Genomic DNA, 17,417 nt, shown 5'->3' on the forward strand with positions numbered 1-17,417 from the left:
TGAGTTAGGGAGATAAAATGGGATTTCTAGAAAGTTTTTTTGTTGGTACTTTATCAACAATAGTTGGAGGGGTTTTCTTGGCAATATTTTTTTTCTGGATTCGTGAAAAGTGTTTCGGAATAGCTGATGTTTCAGGTACATGGTATTTTGATATGACTACTCAAAAAACTGCTTATAAACCATATGAAAATATGGTTTTACGATACGTGGCTGTAGTTTGGAGAGAAGGTAATCACTTATATGGCACAGTTGAGAAAGTATATGAAATATCATCTACAGGAGAAAGAGAATACATCGGTGAGAATAGGTCTAGAGGAAGTTTAACTGGTGTGTATGAAAAAAATTATTTTAGTAAAGATCGTATGCATATACACATAAATGAACGTGGTAAAGGTCGAGAATCTACAAACTTTTTTATTCTTGACGTAAACAAGCAGAATTTTGTTGGGACATTTAACTCTTTTGTAGCCAACCAAGAAGGACTTTCAATTTGGCAAAGAAAACCTTTTTAAGAATTTTATATCTTACTTTATCAATGCCTTTTGCATTGTTGTCAGTGCTTTTCTACATCCTTAATATTTGTAAGACGAGGGATTGTTATAATTTATGTATTGAAAAAGCAAAAAACAGAGAGAGAAATTTTGATCCGCGATTAATTCAATGTCTTTACTTAGGTGAGGACAAACGTAATTTGATTCATTATGGAGTGGACTTTTTTGGAGTGGGAAGAGCCATTCTTAGTACTTTACAAGGTAGCATTCAAGGTGCGAGTACAATTGAACAACAGTTTATTCGAACTGTTACAGGTCGTTATGAGAGAACAGCGACTCGTAAAATAGTCGAACAGTTATTAGCTTTGTTAGTTAGTTTTAAACTGAAAAAAAAAGTTATAGCAGAAAGTTATTTGTCTATTGCATTTTTTGGTACTTCAATGAACGGTTATTCAGAGCTTTGCAATCAACTCGACCCTAAAAGATATGATCTCAATTTTTACGCAAGGGTAATTGCACGTCTTAAGTATCCTCAGCCAACAACAATAAATGCAGATTGGAATAAAAAGTTTGAAAAAAGAACTGAGTGGATTCTTATTAAGTATAACGCTATAAATAAAAAGAAAACTAACAAATATGAGAGAAATGAGCTGAGTATATGAATTGAGAACAGTAGGTGCTTTTTATTACAGACACAAAAAAACCTTGTCACTCTCATGACAAGGTTTTTTTAGTCGTTAGCTTTAAACGCTTAGTTTGCTGTGAAGCTTACTGGACGACGCTCTTTACGAGGGCCGCTACGTTTTTCACCACGGTCTTTGTCTTTGAAGCTACGCTTTTTATCACTGCGCTCACCTGCTGGGCGTTCGCTGCGCTCTGGGCGCTCAGAAGCGGTTTCAGCTTTGGTGAGTGTCATTCCCATTGGGCGTTTACAAATAAACACTTTTTGGAAGTGATCAAGCACATCTTTAGGCATGTTTTGCGGTAATTGTACCGTACTGTGACTGTCGTGCAGACGAATGTCACCAATAAACTTGCTTGAGATATCTGCTTCGTTAGCAATCGCACCAACGATATTTTTAACTTGTACACCGTGCTCACGACCTACTTCGATACGGTATGTATCCATAGGGCCCATGCTGCGGCTGTTACGTTCACGCGGCTCACGTGGTTTACGTTCGCGAGCAGGGCGATCACCACGGTCAGCACGTTCGTTACGACGGCGATCACCACCGCGTTCTGTACGTTCGCCACGCGGTTGAACTTTAACTTCTTCAACCTTGATTGGTGATTGTTGCTGCGCTAAACACAGTAAGGCACCTGCTAAGTCTTCGAAGCTTAGTTCAAGCTTTTCAGCCATGTTGGCCGCTACTTGGTTAAAGAACGTGATGTCTTTATTTTCAAGTGCAATAGTCAACTTGTCTTGCAATGCTTTGATGCGTTTTTCTTCAACAACTTTCGCTGTTGGTAAATCTACTTGTGCAATTTCAGACTTCGTATGACGAATGATATTTTTAAGTAAATAACGCTCGTTGTGTTTTACGAAAAGAATCGCTTTACCTGAACGACCCGCACGACCTGTACGGCCAATACGGTGAACGTAGGCTTCAGAGTCTTGTGGAATATCGTAGTTAATTACCAAGCTTAAACGGTCAACATCTAGACCACGTGCTGCAACGTCGGTTGCAATTACGATATCAAGTAAACCACTTTTCAAACGCTCTACAGTGCGTTCACGTGCTTGTTGGTTCATGTCACCATTAAGTGGTGCGGCAGAGAAACCTTCGCGCTCAAGTAATTCAGCTAATTGTACTGTGTCATTACGTGTACGTACGAAAACAATCGCACCATCGTATTCTTCAGCTTCTAAGAAGCGCACGATCGCTTTGTTTTTGTGTACGTGTGCATTCCAAAATACTTGCTCAACAGTCGATACTGTTGAGTTACGCGCTGAAATATGAACTTGCTCAGGCTCGTTCATGTATTTGCTGCTGATATTTTGGATTTGCTTAGGCATGGTTGCAGAGAAAAGACATGTTTGCTTTTCACGCGGTGTTTTTTCCATGATGCTTTCTACATCATCAATGAAACCCATGCGTAACATTTCGTCCGCTTCATCAAGAACAAGGGCTTGTAAGCTCTCGAATTTGATTGTGCCACGGTTAATGTGGTCGATTAAGCGGCCTGGCGTTGCAACAATGATTTGCGCGCCACGACGAAGTGCACTTAATTGGATGCTGTAGCTTTGGCCACCATAAAGGGCTAAAACTTCTACACCACGAGTATGCTTAGCATATTGTTCGAATGCCTCAGCTACTTGGATCGCAAGTTCACGCGTAGGCGTTAGAACAAGGATCTGTGGCTGTTTCACAGACGGGTCAATATTATTTAGTAATGGCAGTGCAAATGCTGCTGTTTTACCTGTACCCGTTTGCGCTAGTCCCAGTACGTCCTTTCTTTCTAGCAATAACGGTATACATTGAGCTTGGATTTCAGATGGAGTCTTGTAACCTAGCTCTTCAACTGCTTTTAAAATTGCAGGAGAAAGATTTAAAGATTCAAACGTGACTGGTTCTGACATTAATACGCCTCAACGAATTTAAAGAGGCGCGCATTGTATAGGAAATACAATGCAATTGCTTGTATAAATTACAACTAATTTGTATGTGGTTGATGTTGGTCATAATTTAATCAGTTGTAATTTACCAAAATCAACCATGTTTACAATTTATTGATATAACCCTAAATTTTCTTTAGCGTATGCTTCGAATTCTGTGAAGCCACCAATGTGAGTTTGGTCAATAAAAATTTGTGGAACGGTTGGGCAAGGTTTGCCAGCAGACTTTTCTAAATCTGCTTTGCTGATACCTTCTTTAATGATATCGATGTAGCGAAATTTAAAATCCTCACGCTCGTTCGCTAGTTTTTCTGCTACGTCTTTTGCGCGTACACAGTATGGACAGCCCTCACGGCCAAAAATTACAGTCAACATATCGCTCTCCTCGATGTAAGTGTGTTGGTCTGGTTATCATATTAACGAATTAGATTCATAAAAACAGTGCATAAAATCGATTACTCTATTCTGTTTTTTCTCTGAGTGCCTCTTAAGTCACTTACGTGTTCGTATGCGCAGCCCAAGTTCTGTGGAATACCCCATAGAATGAGCTGTAATTGCGAGTTGCTCATTAATAACATAATACGTTGGGTAGGCACTGACTTTGTAATCTTGTCCTGTATACCGCGTCCCTAATAAAACGGGCATCGTTAAGTTTAGTGAATCTGTAAACTGCGTTATCTCGTCAATATTTTTATAATCAAGGGCAATGGCAACCGCATTCAGCTCGCCTTGTTGATAGGCTTTTTCGAGATTAGGCATACTGTAGCGACAAATACTGCACCAAGGGGCAAAAAAATACAGCACTGTGTTTGTGCCTTTTAAATCGGCAATGGTGACGCGTTGCTGTGGGTTGTCGAGTGTCGCTAAATTGAAATAGGGGGCGGGAGTGTGGTCTGTTGGTAATAAATTTCGTTGCTGAAATAGCGTAACGGCATACAAGATGATAGCCATCAACAGCAGGTTTTTAGTCAAAGCGACTATTTTTTTTAAAACTGAGGGTATTTTTTTCATTTTTATTTTGTACGTGCTTAGCCCTTTAAAATCAACTTATTCAGACCAGAATAAGCCTCAATAAATTTCAAAAAGAGAAAAAAATTGCAATTTTTTTTGTAAAAAATCTTGAAAAGATTTTGCTTGCCCATAAATCGTTTAGTGAGGACGCCTGATGGGTCCCAAATAAACCAAAGTAATTGAAATCTATATAATTAATTTAACTTTGTTAGCACTTGTTCAAAAGAAGAGTACTAACAAAATATCGCTTAAATATGAGGATATTATTATGCGTACAGTAGACTTATCACCACTTTATCGTTCATTCATTGGCTTTGATCATTTAGCATCATTAATGGATGCGGCAGCACGCACAGACAAGCAGCCAAGTTTTCCTCCATACAACATCGAAGCATTAGATAAAGACAAATACCGTATCACTATGGCCGTTGCCGGTTTTAGTGAAAGTGAACTGACCATTGAGTCAGAAAACAATACATTAAAAGTCAGCGGCACAAAAGCTGACAAAGAAGACAATGCAGAGCGTAAGTTTATCCATCAAGGAATTGCTGAGCGCAACTTTGAACGTAAGTTCCAACTAGGTGACCACGTTAAAGTACTCGGTGCAGACCTTGAAAATGGACTTTTAAGCATTGATTTACAGCGTGAAATTCCTGAAGCACTCAAACCACGTAAAATTGAAATTGGCAGTGGTAAATTGCTTGAGAATAAGTAATTAAGCTGTAATCAGCATTGTTTCCCCTTGTTATTTGTTAGAAGTAGGCCGCCTCATTTGAGGCGGCCTTTTTTATAATTTCTCTAAATTATCGACGCACCACTTTGCGCGTTTGAGAGTGGCTTGTTGCTGCGATTCGTCTTGTTTATACCAAGTGTTATAAATCATGCCTATACGCGGATTTTTGCTAAGCAATTGTTCGTGCTCTAGCATAAAGTTCCAATATAAACTATTGAAAGGGCACGCATCATCGGTGGCTTTTTCTTTCACGTTGTAATGGCAATCCTTACAATAGTCACTCATTTTATTAATGTAATTACCGCTTGCGGCATACGGTTTAGTGGCAATTAAGCCGCCGTCTGCAAATTGACTCATGCCGCGAGTGTTGGGCATTTCAACCCATTCGATAGCATCAATATAAATACCTAAATACCAAGCATCGACTTCATTTGGGTTTATGGCTGTAAGCAAACAAAAGTTACCCGTTATCATCAAACGTTGAATATGATGAGCATAGGCGGTGTCTAAACTTTGCTTAATTGCATGGTGCATACATTTCATTTTAGTGTTTGCGTGCCAAAAATAGTCGGGCAGGGCACGCTTTGCGTCAAGGGCATTTTTGTTGGCGTAGTCAGGCATATTTTGCCAGTAAATACCACGCACATATTCGCGCCAGCCCAGAATTTGTCTAATGAACCCTTCAACTTGGGCAATATCAATTTTTTGCTGTTGTTCAAAAGCCTCAATCACGCGCTTAATAACCTGCATTGGGTGCAGCATTTTAGTGTTGAGAGCAAACGACAAGCGGCTGTGATATAACGACCATTGGTGCTCAGATTGACAGGTCATGGCATCTTGAAATTGCCCAAAGTGAACTAACAAATGATCGCAAAAAAAATCAAGAAGCTGCTTTGCTTCATAACGTGTTGTTGGCCAAAGTATCGAATGATTGCACTCTCCAAATGTCGTTATGTTATGTTTTTTTATGCGTGAAAGAATGTCCTTAACATCGTGCCCAAAGCACAGTGGTTCAGGAATTGCGTTGAGATCATGTTGTTTTAACTTGTTTCTATTTTGTTGATCAAAGTTCCACTTGCCTCCGACCGGTTCATTGTTTTCGTCCATTAATATATTGAATCGTTTACGCATTGCGCGATAAAAGAATTCCATTTTTACATGCTTGTCTTTTTTAAAGTGTTGGCATATATCATTAAAGGGAAGTAAAAAATGCTCTGTGTCGTATGCGTTAATCGTACACTCACTGTTTTCTGAGAATGCCTGTAATTGCTGTTTGAGTCGGTATTCATCGGGATACTGGTATTCAATGCGTTTACATTGGTAGTGTTTCGCTAAACGAGTAAGAAGGGCGGGTAATGATTCGTCATCTTTTGTGTCATCTAAGGTAAGATGTAGCACATTAAACCCCGCGCTTTTGAGCGCCTTTGCAAAGTGTTCCATTGCTAAGAAAAAGGCGGCAATTTTTTGTGTATGATGTTTTACGTAATCGGTTTCTTGTTTTAGCTCAGCGATGACATAGAGAGTGGTGTGCTGATCTTCGTCTTTATACCAGCTGTGGCTAGCATTGAGTTGATCGCCAAAAATAAATCGCAAAGTAGAGTAATGCACAATAGTAAACCCATGATAATTGATTTAAATTACTACGTAATACCGCTGAATTTAGATCGTGTTGGCCCACAACATGCTTACAGAAACACAGGATAAACAACAGGGACGATATTATGAAACCACGCTTCTTTACTTTATTTACACTGGTTTGTTTAGGGGTCACTTTGAGCAAGGCGGCCAACGCGGCAATTTATCAATGTGAAAAAAATGGCATTGTTGAGTTTAGCCAACAACCTTGCGGCAAAGATGCAAAGTTGATCACCGTTAAAGAGCAAAACCCCACATTATTAGGCTCGCCAAAACCTGTTTCTGAATCAAGCGATGTAACAGCAGAGATTGATAACTATATTCGATTAAAGCAAATAGACGCCAAAATTGCAGAACACAATAATAAAATAGACTCTTACTCAGAACGGATGAACAATGAAATTGCGGCATTAAGCAGTCAAGCCGACGCGCAACTGCACAATTTGGTCGGAGCAAAAAAAGAAGCCGCCATAGCTAAACAGATGTCTGCCGTTTCAGAACGTTATAATTTATTGATCAACAATGAGCAGCGTAATATAGACAGGTTAAGCACAGAAAAAAGCCAGTTAGTCTTGCAAAGTAACGATACAGAAAAGAATGAAATTGACCATTTTATTCGTAGTGAACAGATTAAACGTGAAATCGCAGAGCACAAAGACAAAATTGACCGTTATCATGTTGAGCTAAATCAACAAATTAAGCGCCTTGAGCAACAAGCCTCTACCAGACCGACTAATCTAGTCGATGCGAGTAGCGACCAGGCTTTATCAGACAAAATGTCTGCGGTGACCAGTAAATTTAATACACTCATTGCTGTTGAGCAGCGCCAAATCGATAGACTGAATAATGAACTTACTCAACATTAATTAGTGTCAGCCCTCAACTACGAACTAAGTCGAGTAGCGCAACGTGTATTGATTGAAATTACATTACTGTAAGCAAACAAATAGCTTTTAACAATGTTGGAAAATATACGAATTGCCTGTGACCACGCTTGTTTTAGGTGGCTGTTTAAGCCTCTTTGCTGGGACTCCAGCGTGTCGAAAAATGCGTCACACAAATGGTCTATATCGTGACTTGATACATTCAAAAAGCTTAGGTTATTTGCTATATATTGAATGAAAGGCATCACCAAAGGTAAGTCATCAAGGTGTGACACAACCTTGTTAAGCGCACAAAATAGTATATAGCTTCGTTTGCTAACACTCTCTTCGCTTGGCATCGTCATTGTTAGATTACGCTGGCTCAAATTGTGGTAAAAGGTGTGCGTAAATTGATGGAAATCAGGTTTTAGCAATTCAACATTCTGTTGTAAAAGCCTTTTTTGAAAAATAGATAGACTCATAGGAAAATCGCTTAATAGCCAACACTATAGTTTGTTCTTCTTATAGTGTTAACTATAGACCTATTTTTTCGGAAATAGGAAATTTTATGACAAGGTTGTCATTATTTTTTTTCGTAAAAAATTGTCCAACTAATTCATGCCCGAAGGTTGCTAATTGAGCGCTACATGCTTATAATAGCCGCCATTGACTTGATGTGCTTGCCACTCAAGCAAACGATATTAAGTAATTTACTTGATATCCATTGGCGCGGGATGGAGCAGCCTGGTAGCTCGTCGGGCTCATAACCCGAAGGTCGTCGGTTCAAATCCGGCTCCCGCAACCAAATTCATGTTAAAACATCGTAAGTTGTCTTTAACATGCACAGTAATTTTTTACTGTATGAAGTCGCGCATTCTGGGTAATGCGCGTTTTGCGTTTAGGCTATTTAGTTTAATTTAGTCAGGTAATTGACCGCAACCAAGCTTGGCCCTAGGCCACACAGTTTTATGCTTTAGGTGTGACGCCCCGCTTGGTTCGGGGCGTTGTTGTATCTGATCTAGCATGATTTTATGAATCATTATTAAACTCAGTATTTCAGGGCTATATGCCCTTTTTTTGTTTGTATGGAGGATTTTCGTGACAAAACTTGAGCAAGATTTAGTAGCCATGCTCTCACCAGCCGTTGAAATGTTAGGCTTTGAGTTACATGGTCTTGAGTTTGTGCAAGCTGGTCGCCACTCTACATTACGTGTTTACATCGATCATGATGCAGGGATCACGGTAGACAATTGTGCCGACGTAAGTCGTCAAGTTAGCGCAATCTTAGATGTCGAAGACCCAATTACAAACGAATACGATTTGGAAGTGTCGTCTCCTGGTGTTGATCGTCCATTATTCAAACAAGATCACTACGAGAAGGCACAAGGAGAAGAAGTACGCGTGCGTACTAAGCTTCCACAAGATGGTCGCCGTAATTTTAAAGGCGATTTAGTATCAGTTAGCAGTGATATGATCACACTTTCAGCAGATGGGACTGAGCATATGATTATGCTAAGTAACATTGAACGTGCGAACATCATCGCAAAGTTTTAATTCGAGTGCGAAGGAATAGGGCAAGCGAGGCATAACCCATGGCAAAAGAAATATTATTGGTTGCTGAAGCCGTCTCCAATGAGAAAGCGGTTCCAAAAGAAAAGATTTTTGAAGCGTTAGAGTTCGCATTAGCGACTGCAACAAAGAAAAAACACGATGGTGAAATTGACGTTCGCGTATCAATTGACCGTAAAACAGGTAATTACGATACATTCCGTCGCTGGAAAATCGCTCCTGTGCAAGAAGATGGTTCACTTGAGCACCCGTATAGCGAAATCACGCTTGAAGCGGCACAAGTTGAAGACCCTGAATTGCAAATGGGTGATTACGTAGAAGAACAAATTGAGTCAATTAAGTTTGACCGTATTACAACACAAATGGCTAAGCAAGTTATCGTACAAAAAGTACGTGAAGCTGAGCGTGCACTTGTTGTTGAAGAATACAAAGACCAACAAGGTGAGTTAGTAACGGGTGTTGTTAAAAAAGCAACGCGTGATGCTATCGTACTTGACCTTGGTAACAATGCAGAAGCGGTTATTTACCGTGACGACATGCTACCGCGTGAAAACTTCCGTCCGGGCGACCGTATTCGTGGTCTTCTTTACGAAGTTAAACCTGAAGCGCGTGGCGCACAGTTATTCGTAACGCGTTCTAAGCCTGAAATGCTCATGGAGCTATTCCGCATTGAGGTGCCAGAAATTGGCGAAGAAATGATTGAATTACGTGCAGCAGCGCGTGATCCAGGTTCACGTGCGAAAATCGCTGTTAAGTCAAATGACAAACGTATTGACCCAGTAGGTGCCTGTGTAGGTATGCGTGGTGCGCGTGTTCAAGCGGTGTCTACTGAACTTGGTGGCGAGCGTGTTGATATCGTACTTTACGATGATAACCCAGCGCAATTCGTTATTAACGCGATGGCACCTGCTGAGGTAGCATCTATCGTGATGGACGAAGACACGCACTCAATGGATATCGCTGTTGAAGCTGATAACCTAGCGCAAGCAATTGGTCGAAATGGTCAAAACGTTCGTCTTGCTAGCCAGTTAACTGGCTGGGAATTAAACGTAATGACGGTTGATGAAATGCGTGCGAAAAATGAAGCTGAGTCAGACAAGTTAATCAACTTATTTACTGAGTACCTAGATATCGATGATGAGTTTGCAACATTACTAATCAACGAAGGTTTCTCAACCCTTGAAGAAGTTGCTTACGTACCAGCATCAGAGTTTTTAGAAATTGATGGCTTAGACGAAGAAACAGTTGATGTTTTACGTTCACGTGCGAAAGACGCACTGACAACCAAAGCACTTAAAACTGAAGAAAGCCTAGAAGGTGCAGAACCTGCAGAGGACTTATTAGCCCTTGAAGGTTTAGAGCGTCACCTTGCATTCGTTATGGCAAGTAAAGGTGTTATAACATTAGAAGATTTAGCCGAGCAAGGTATCGACGAGTTAGTTGATATCACTGAGCTTTCAGAAGAAGAAGCTGGCAAACTAATTATGGCTGCGCGTAACATTTGTTGGTTCGCAGACGAGTAATTTATTAACGGAGGTATTACACACTATGGCAGAAGTAAATGTTGAAAAACTAGCCGGAGATATTGGTACAACTGTTGATAAGTTACTACAGCAGCTTGAGCAAGCCGGTATTTCTAAAAAAGCAGGTGATATGGTGAGCGAGGCTGAAAAGTCAACGTTACTTGACCACCTTAGCAAGCAGCATGGCGGCACGGGCTCGGAAGGCCCTGCTCGCATGACTTTGCAACGTAAAAGCAAGAGCACACTGAGTGTGACTGGCTCTACAGGTAAAGCAAAGTCTGTACAAGTAGAAGTACGTAAAACACGTACTTATGTTAAGAAAAGCGCCATTGAGCAACAGCAAGAAGAAGAGCGTTTAGCTGCAGAAGAAGCTGCACGTAAAGCAGCAGAGCTTAAAGCCCAGCAAGAAGCTGAGGAGCTAAAAGCGAAACAAGAGGCAGAACGTAAAGCGAAAGAAGAAGCTGAGCGTAAAGCCAAAGAAGAGGCTAAACGCAAAGCTGAAGCTGAGCGTAAAGCGAAACAGAAGCAGATGACCCCAGAACAAAGTGCTAAGTCTGAAAAAGATCGCGCCGAAGCTGAGCGTCTGCAAAAAGAAGCAGAAGAGGCCGCATTGAGAAAAGCTGAAGAAGAAGCGAAACGTCAAGCAGAAGAGGCAAGAAAGCTAGCTGAAGAAAATGAAGCTCGCTGGAAGAAAGAAGAAGAAGAGCGTAAGCAGCGTGAAGAAAGTGCTGATCACCACCTTACGACTTCAACTTATGCACGTGAAGCAGAAGATGAGTCTGATGCTCGTGAAGAGCAAACTGCTCGCCGTGCTAAGAAAAAGAAAAAAGGTCCAGCAAAAGAAAAATTTGTTGCACCTAAAGGTAAAAAAGGCAAGCTTAAAGCGCCTACATCGTTACAGCATGGTTTCCAAAAACCAACCGCAGACGTTAAAAATGAAGTTCGTATCAGTGAAACTATCACTGTTGCTGAACTTGCATCGCGTATGGCTGTTAAAGGTGCCGAAGTTGTTAAAACAATGATGAAAATGGGTGACATGGTTACCATCAACCAAGTGATCGACCAAGAAACAGCACAGCTTGTTGCTGAAGAAATGGGACATAAGGTTATCATTGTTAAAGAAAATGAATTAGAAGAGAAAGTGCTAAACGACCGTAACGAAGAAGGCAAAGCGCTTCCTCGTGCGCCGGTTGTGACAGTAATGGGTCACGTTGACCATGGTAAAACGTCAACACTTGACTACATTCGTTCAGCGAAAGTAGCATCAGGTGAAGCGGGTGGTATCACTCAGCACATTGGTGCTTATCATGTTGAAACAAATGGCAACATGATCACGTTCTTAGACACACCAGGTCACGCCGCATTTACCTCAATGCGTGCTCGTGGTGCAAAAGCCACTGATATCGTAATCCTTGTTGTTGCAGCAGATGATGGCGTAATGCCACAAACTAAAGAAGCGGTTCAGCATGCGCGTGCAGCTGGCGTGCCTCTAATCATCGCTGTAAACAAAATGGACAAAGAAGGCGCAGATCCAGATCGCGTTAAAAACGAATTAGCACAGCTAGACGTTATTCCTGAAGAGTGGGGTGGTGACACGCAATTCGTCCATATCTCTGCAAAAACAGGTTTAGGCATTGATGACTTACTTGAAGCGGTATTAATGCAAGCTGAGATCTTAGAACTAACTGCACCATCAGAAGGGATGGCTGCGGGTGTTGTAATCGAATCACGCTTAGATAAAGGCCGTGGTCCAGTTGCATCTATCTTAGTTCAGTCTGGTACGCTTAACCAAGGCGATATCGTACTATGTGGCCTTGAATACGGCCGTGTACGTGCAATGAAAGATGAGAACGGTAAAGACATTAAGTCTGCTGGCCCATCTATTCCTGTAGAGATTCTAGGTCTTTCTGGTATCCCTGCTGCAGGTGATGAAGCAACGGTGGTTAAAGACGAGCGTAAAGCCCGTGAAGTTGCTTTATATCGTCAAGGTAAGTTCCGTGAAGTGAAACTAGCGCGTCAACAAAAAGCGAAGCTTGAAAACATGTTTACTAACATGACTGAAGGCGATGTTTCTGAAGTTAACGTGGTACTTAAAGCGGACGTACAAGGTTCAATTGAAGCAATTGCTGATTCATTAACTAAACTATCTACTGATGAAGTTAAAGTGAAGATTGTTGGTTCAGGCGTAGGTGGTATCACCGAAACTGACGCAACACTTGCAGCAGCCTCTAATGCAATCGTTGTAGGCTTTAACGTTCGTGCCGATGCATCAGCACGTAAAGTGATTGAATCAGAAAACCTAGACCTACGTTACTACAGCGTAATCTACAGCCTGATCGAAGAAGTTAAACAAGCCATGTCTGGTATGCTTGCACCAGAATTTAAGCAAGAGATCATTGGTCTTGCTGAAGTTCGTGACGTGTTTAAGTCACCTAAGATTGGTGCTATCGCAGGTTGTATGGTGACCGAAGGTATCGTTAAGCGTAGCGCACCTATCCGTGTACTTCGTGATAACGTGGTTATCTATGAAGGTGAGCTTGAATCATTACGTCGCTTTAAAGATGACGTAGCTGAAGTTCGTAACGGTATGGAATGTGGTATCGGCGTTAAGAACTATAACGATGTTAAAGTTGGCGACCAAATCGAGGTGTTCGAGACGGTTGAAGTACAACGTTCACTTTAATTTCGTCTAAGTCACTATTATAAATGGGGGCTAAGCCCCCATTTGTGTATTCGTAATTAAATTAACTTATTTATATACATCAATAAGTTATAATTTTAGAGTGAAGTATAATGAGAGAATTTTCTCGCACTGATCGTGTTGCACAGCAAATTCAAAAAGAGATTGCTGTTATTCTTCAACGCGAAATTAAAGACCCGCGCTTAGGTATGGTAACGGTGTCTGCAGTTGAGGTATCTCGCGATCTTTCGTACGCAAAAGTATTTATTACAGTATTCAATACTGATGATGAAGATAAAGCCAAGCAGAGCGCTAAAATCCTGAATGAAGCAACGGGTTATATTCGTTCTTTATTAGGTAAACGCATTCGTGCGCGCATTATGCCAGAGTTACGTTTTGTCATTGATAACTCACTGATGGAAGGTATGCGTATTTCAAATTTAGTGGACTCGGTTATTCGTGAAGATAATGCAAAGCATGTCAACGAAGATGATAGCGAAGAAGGCACTAAAGACTAATGGCTAGACGCAGTAAAGGCCGTGCAATTGACGGCATTTTATTACTTAACAAGCCGCAAGGTATCTCGTCTAATAAAGCATTGCAGCAAGCAAAGGGCATTTACTTTGCACAGAAGGCCGGGCACACCGGCGCGCTCGATCCGCTTGCAACAGGCATGCTGCCGATTTGTTTTGGTGAAGCAACTAAGTTTACCCAGTTTTTGTTAGACACGGACAAAACGTATGTCGTACGCGCTAAACTTGGGGAACGTACAACCACCTCAGATTCGGATGGCGAAGTTGTTGAAACGCGTCCAGTAGCGGTAACTCGTGCTCAACTCGAGCAAGAGATCGCAAGTTTTTTAGGTGAGTCGGACCAATACCCATCAATGTACTCAGCATTAAAATATCAAGGCCAGCCTTTATATAAATATGCACGCGAGGGCATTGAGGTACCGCGTAAATGCCGAAAAATTAATGTGTTTAGTTTAACGCTTGATGAGTTTGATGAAGCAAATAACGAAGTGCAAATGACCGCCCATGTATCGAAAGGGACGTATATTCGCACTATTGTGGATGACCTTGGTGAAAAGTTAGGGTGTGGCGCACACGTTATTATGTTGCACCGAAGTGCTGTTGGTCATTATCCGAGTGATAAAATGGTGACGCTTGAGCAACTTGAAGAAAAATTGCAACAAGCTAAAGCCGATGACGTTGCACCGTCTACTTATTTAGATGCGCTTTTGTTACCCATGGATACCGCGTTGGTTGACTTACCTGTGATTGAAATTAGTAAAGAACAAGGTATGGCATTTAGCCATGGTCAAACCGTGGTGATTGGTAAGCCCGTGCCTGATGGTGTGGTGAAAGTAATGGCTGATGGTATATTCATTGGCACAGGCGAGCGTCATAAAGACGGTCACCTAAAATCAAAGCGTGGTTTATCGAATCAACTGCCTGAGTAAAGATTACCTTGTAGTTATTGCTAAAGCTGGTAGAATACGCCCGCTCAATCGTTTTGGCTGAATTAGTGATCGGCTAAGACACAATTTAAATTAATTTTTGGAGTTACTATGTCACTAAGCAATCAAGAAAAAGTTGAAATCATTGCTAAATTTGCACGCGCTGAAGGCGACACTGGTTCACCTGAAGTACAAGTTGCACTTCTAACGTTCGATATCAACAAGCTTCAAGGCCACTTTGCTGATCACAAGCACGATTTCCACTCACGTCGTGGTCTTCTTCGCAAAGTAAGCCAACGCCGTAAACTGCTTGATTACCTTAAAGGTAAAGACATTGCACGTTACACTGCGTTAATCCAAGACCTTGGCCTACGTCGCTAAGAACTAGATTACGAGAAAAGGGGCTATATAGCCCCTTTTTTTGTGCGCGTATGAAAGGTATACTAGCGCACAACTTAGTAGCACAGGTTGCTAAGTGTTTGAAAAATCATCATTGCCAATTGTAGTACTTAATTGATTTTACTTAAGGTTAATTAAGTACTGTAATTGGTACTTTGATGGACTATTTTTACCAATTCAGAGATGCAGCCTACGGGCTAATTTTTCTGAGTTGCTTCTACATTTAAAGGACATTTTTAAGTGCAAGCAATTATTAAAGAATTTCAACTAGGTCAACACACTGTGACACTAGAAACAGGTGCTATCGCTCGTCAAGCTGACGGCGCTGTACTTGCAAGCATTGGCGACACTTCAGTACTTGTTACTGTTGTTGGTAAGCGTGATGCACAACCAGGTCAAGACTTTTTCCCACTAACAGTTAACTACCAAGAGCGCATGTACGCTGCGGGTCGTATCCCTGGTGGTTTCCTTAAGCGTGAAGGTCGTCCTAACGATGGCGAAACACTTATTGCACGTTTAATTGACCGTCCAATTCGTCCACTTTTCCCGAATGGCTTCGTAAATGAAGTACAAGTTATCGCGACAGTTGTTTCTGTAAACCCTGAAATCCAACCTGATATGGTTGCAATGATTGGTACATCAGCAGCGCTTGCAATTTCTGGTATTCCATTTAATGGTCCTATCGGTGCATCACGTGTTGGTTTCATCAACGGCGAATACGTTCTAAACCCAACGTTAAAAGAGCTTGAAGAAAGCCAACTTGATTTAGTGGTTGCGGGCACAGACAACGCGGTATTAATGGTTGAGTCTGAAGCGAACGTGCTGTCTGAAGATGTTATGTTAGGCGCTGTTGTATATGGTCATGAGCAATCTCAGGCTATCATCAACGCAATCAATGAGTTCAAAGCAGAAGCGGGCAAGCCTACATGGGATTGGACTGCACCAGAAAAGAACGTTGCACTTGAAGAGAAAGTAGCTGAACTTGCTGCTGATAAAGTGGGTGAAGCATACCGCATCACTGACAAAGTAGCGCGTAAAGAAGCGTTAGGCGCAGCTAAAGACGCTGTTATTGAAGCGCTTTCTGCTGAGCTTGCTGAAGACGAAACACTTGATACTCAAGAAGTAAGTAAAGTATTTGGTTCTTTAGAGAAGAAAATTGTTCGTGGCCGTATCACTGCCGGTGAAAAACGTATCGATGGTCGTGAACCAGATATGATCCGTGCACTAGACGTAATGACGGGTGTATTACCGCGTACTCACGGTTCTGCTATCTTCACACGTGGTGAAACACAAGCACTTGTTACTGCAACGCTTGGTACAGAACGTGATTCACAGTTAATTGATGATTTAACGGGCACGCACAAAAACCACTTCATGCTTAACTACAATTTCCCTCCGTTCTGCGTAGGTGAAACAGGTTTTGTTGGTTCACCTAAGCGTCGTGAAATCGGCCACGGTAACCTAGCTAAGCGTGGTATCCAAGCTGTAATGCCAACACTAACTGAGTTCCCTTACTCAATCCGTGTTGTATCTGAGATCACCGAGTCTAACGGTTCATCTTCAATGGCGTCTGTATGTGGTACTTCTCTTGCGTTAATGAACGCGGGTGTGCCTATTAAAGCCTCTGTTGCAGGTATTGCGATGGGTCTTGTTAAAGAAGAAGAAAACTTTGTTGTTCTTTCTGACATCTTAGGTGATGAAGATCACTTAGGTGACATGGACTTTAAAGTTGCGGGTACTTCAGACGGTATCACTGCACTTCAAATGGATATCAAAATCGAAGGTATCACACAAGAAATCATGCAAATCGCGCTTAAACAAGCAAAAGCTGCACGTTTACACATCTTAGGTGTAATGGACGAAGCGATTTCTGCTCCTTCTGAAGAGTTATCTCAGTTCGCTCCACGTATCTACACGATGCAAATTCCGGCGAAGAAAATTGCTGAAGTAATTGGTAAAGGTGGCGCAACGATTCGTCAACTTACTGAAGAAACAGGCACAACGATTGAAATCGAAGACGATGGTACAATCAAAATTGCAGCAACTGACGGCATTAGCGCAAATAATGCAATCAAGCGCATTGAGCAATTAACAGCAGAACTTGAAGTAGGCACAATCTACACAGGTAAAGTTGTTCGTATCGTTGATTTTGGTGCATTCGTTAATATCCTTCCGGGTAAAGATGGCCTAGTGCATATTTCTCAAATCAGCACTGAGCGCGTAAACAACGTTACTGATCACTTAAGCGAAGGCCAAGAAGTACAAGTAAAAGTACTTGAGGTTGACCGCCAAGGTCGCGTACGTTTAAGTATCAAAGAAGCGATGGCACCGGCTGCTGAAGAAACAGCAGAAGCGCCTAAAGACGCTGAATAAGGTTTGATTTTCCAGTAATTTACTGGATACAAGAAAAAGGGGCTGTTTAGCCCCTTTTTTTATG

15 protein-coding genes and 1 tRNA gene are annotated in these 17,417 nt (G+C 41.5%); 12 read left to right on the forward strand and 4 right to left on the reverse strand.

The features are described 5' to 3' along the window. Window positions 1-17: 17 nt before the first annotated feature. Window positions 18-512 (forward strand): hypothetical protein, encoded by a 495-nt coding sequence (locus tag H3302_RS04905; protein WP_182396207.1) that lies wholly within the window; start codon window positions 18-20, stop codon window positions 510-512. Next, a complete protein-coding gene (locus H3302_RS04910; protein ID WP_182396208.1) occupies window positions 491-1,153 on the forward strand; it encodes a transglycosylase domain-containing protein in 663 nt (220 codons plus the stop codon). The genes H3302_RS04905 and H3302_RS04910 overlap by 22 nt, the downstream gene beginning before the upstream one ends. Window positions 1,154-1,242: 89 nt before the next feature. Here H3302_RS04910 and H3302_RS04915 read toward each other — a convergent pair whose 3' ends face one another. The 3 genes from H3302_RS04915 to H3302_RS04925 form a co-directional block, all read right to left on the reverse strand. Then, window positions 1,243-3,072 carry a DEAD/DEAH box helicase gene (locus tag H3302_RS04915; protein WP_182396209.1) on the reverse strand — a complete coding sequence of 610 codons (1,830 nt, stop codon included), beginning with the start codon at window positions 3,070-3,072 and terminating at the stop codon, window positions 1,243-1,245. Window positions 3,073-3,219: 147 nt separating this feature from the next. Next, entirely contained in the window at window positions 3,220-3,483 is a 264-nt protein-coding gene (locus H3302_RS04920; protein ID WP_036969909.1) for a GrxA family glutaredoxin, read from the reverse strand. 117 nt (window positions 3,484-3,600) lie between these two features. Beyond that, a complete protein-coding gene (locus H3302_RS04925) occupies window positions 3,601-4,119 on the reverse strand; it encodes a TlpA disulfide reductase family protein (protein WP_182396210.1) in 519 nt (172 codons plus the stop codon). A gap of 268 nt (window positions 4,120-4,387) precedes the next feature. Here H3302_RS04925 and H3302_RS04930 point away from each other — a divergent pair, with 268 nt between their 5' ends. Beyond that, window positions 4,388-4,834, forward strand: a complete 447-nt coding sequence (locus H3302_RS04930; RefSeq protein WP_036971655.1) for an Hsp20 family protein — start codon at window positions 4,388-4,390, stop codon at window positions 4,832-4,834. Between the two features lie 72 nt (window positions 4,835-4,906). On the opposite strand, the gene H3302_RS04935 is transcribed toward H3302_RS04930, so the two are convergent. Next, on the reverse strand, window positions 4,907-6,463 hold the full coding sequence (locus H3302_RS04935; RefSeq protein ID WP_182396392.1) for a cryptochrome/photolyase family protein: 1,557 nt from the start codon (window positions 6,461-6,463) through the stop codon (window positions 4,907-4,909). 110 nt (window positions 6,464-6,573) lie between these two features. Between H3302_RS04935 and H3302_RS04940 the strand changes: the two genes are divergently transcribed. The 9 genes from H3302_RS04940 to pnp all read left to right on the forward strand — a co-directional run bounded on the left by H3302_RS04940 (window position 6,574) and on the right by pnp (window position 17,353). Further along, complete coding sequence (locus H3302_RS04940) at window positions 6,574-7,353, forward strand: hypothetical protein (protein ID WP_182396211.1); 780 nt, start codon at window positions 6,574-6,576, stop codon at window positions 7,351-7,353. Window positions 7,354-8,078: 725 nt separating this feature from the next. Next, window positions 8,079-8,155, forward strand: a tRNA-Met gene (locus H3302_RS04945). A 293-nt stretch (window positions 8,156-8,448) separates the two neighbouring features. Continuing rightward, entirely contained in the window at window positions 8,449-8,904 is a 456-nt protein-coding gene (gene rimP, locus H3302_RS04950; protein ID WP_036969905.1) for a ribosome maturation factor RimP, read from the forward strand. Window positions 8,905-8,942: 38 nt separating this feature from the next. Then, complete coding sequence (gene nusA, locus H3302_RS04955; RefSeq protein WP_065978792.1) at window positions 8,943-10,442, forward strand: transcription termination factor NusA; 1,500 nt, start codon at window positions 8,943-8,945, stop codon at window positions 10,440-10,442. 25 nt (window positions 10,443-10,467) lie between these two features. Further along, complete coding sequence (infB, locus tag H3302_RS04960; RefSeq protein ID WP_065978793.1) at window positions 10,468-13,125, forward strand: translation initiation factor IF-2; 2,658 nt, start codon at window positions 10,468-10,470, stop codon at window positions 13,123-13,125. 110 nt (window positions 13,126-13,235) lie between these two features. Continuing rightward, window positions 13,236-13,640 carry a 30S ribosome-binding factor RbfA gene (gene rbfA / locus H3302_RS04965; protein ID WP_036969898.1) on the forward strand — a complete coding sequence of 135 codons (405 nt, stop codon included), beginning with the start codon at window positions 13,236-13,238 and terminating at the stop codon, window positions 13,638-13,640. Beyond that, a complete protein-coding gene (gene truB / locus H3302_RS04970) occupies window positions 13,640-14,584 on the forward strand; it encodes a tRNA pseudouridine(55) synthase TruB (protein ID WP_065978794.1) in 945 nt (314 codons plus the stop codon). The genes rbfA and truB overlap by 1 nt, the downstream gene beginning before the upstream one ends. Window positions 14,585-14,692: 108 nt before the next feature. Next, entirely contained in the window at window positions 14,693-14,962 is a 270-nt protein-coding gene (gene rpsO, locus H3302_RS04975; protein ID WP_182396212.1) for a 30S ribosomal protein S15, read from the forward strand. Window positions 14,963-15,220: 258 nt separating this feature from the next. Then, window positions 15,221-17,353: a polyribonucleotide nucleotidyltransferase gene (gene pnp / locus H3302_RS04980; protein ID WP_036969884.1), complete on the forward strand. Its 2,133-nt coding sequence runs from the start codon at window positions 15,221-15,223 to the stop codon at window positions 17,351-17,353. Window positions 17,354-17,417 lie beyond the last annotated feature (64 nt).

Origin of the sequence: Pseudoalteromonas sp. MT33b (assembly GCF_014117385.1) — a bacterium.
In the GTDB taxonomy this organism is placed as follows: domain Bacteria; phylum Pseudomonadota; class Gammaproteobacteria; order Enterobacterales; family Alteromonadaceae; genus Pseudoalteromonas; species Pseudoalteromonas lipolytica.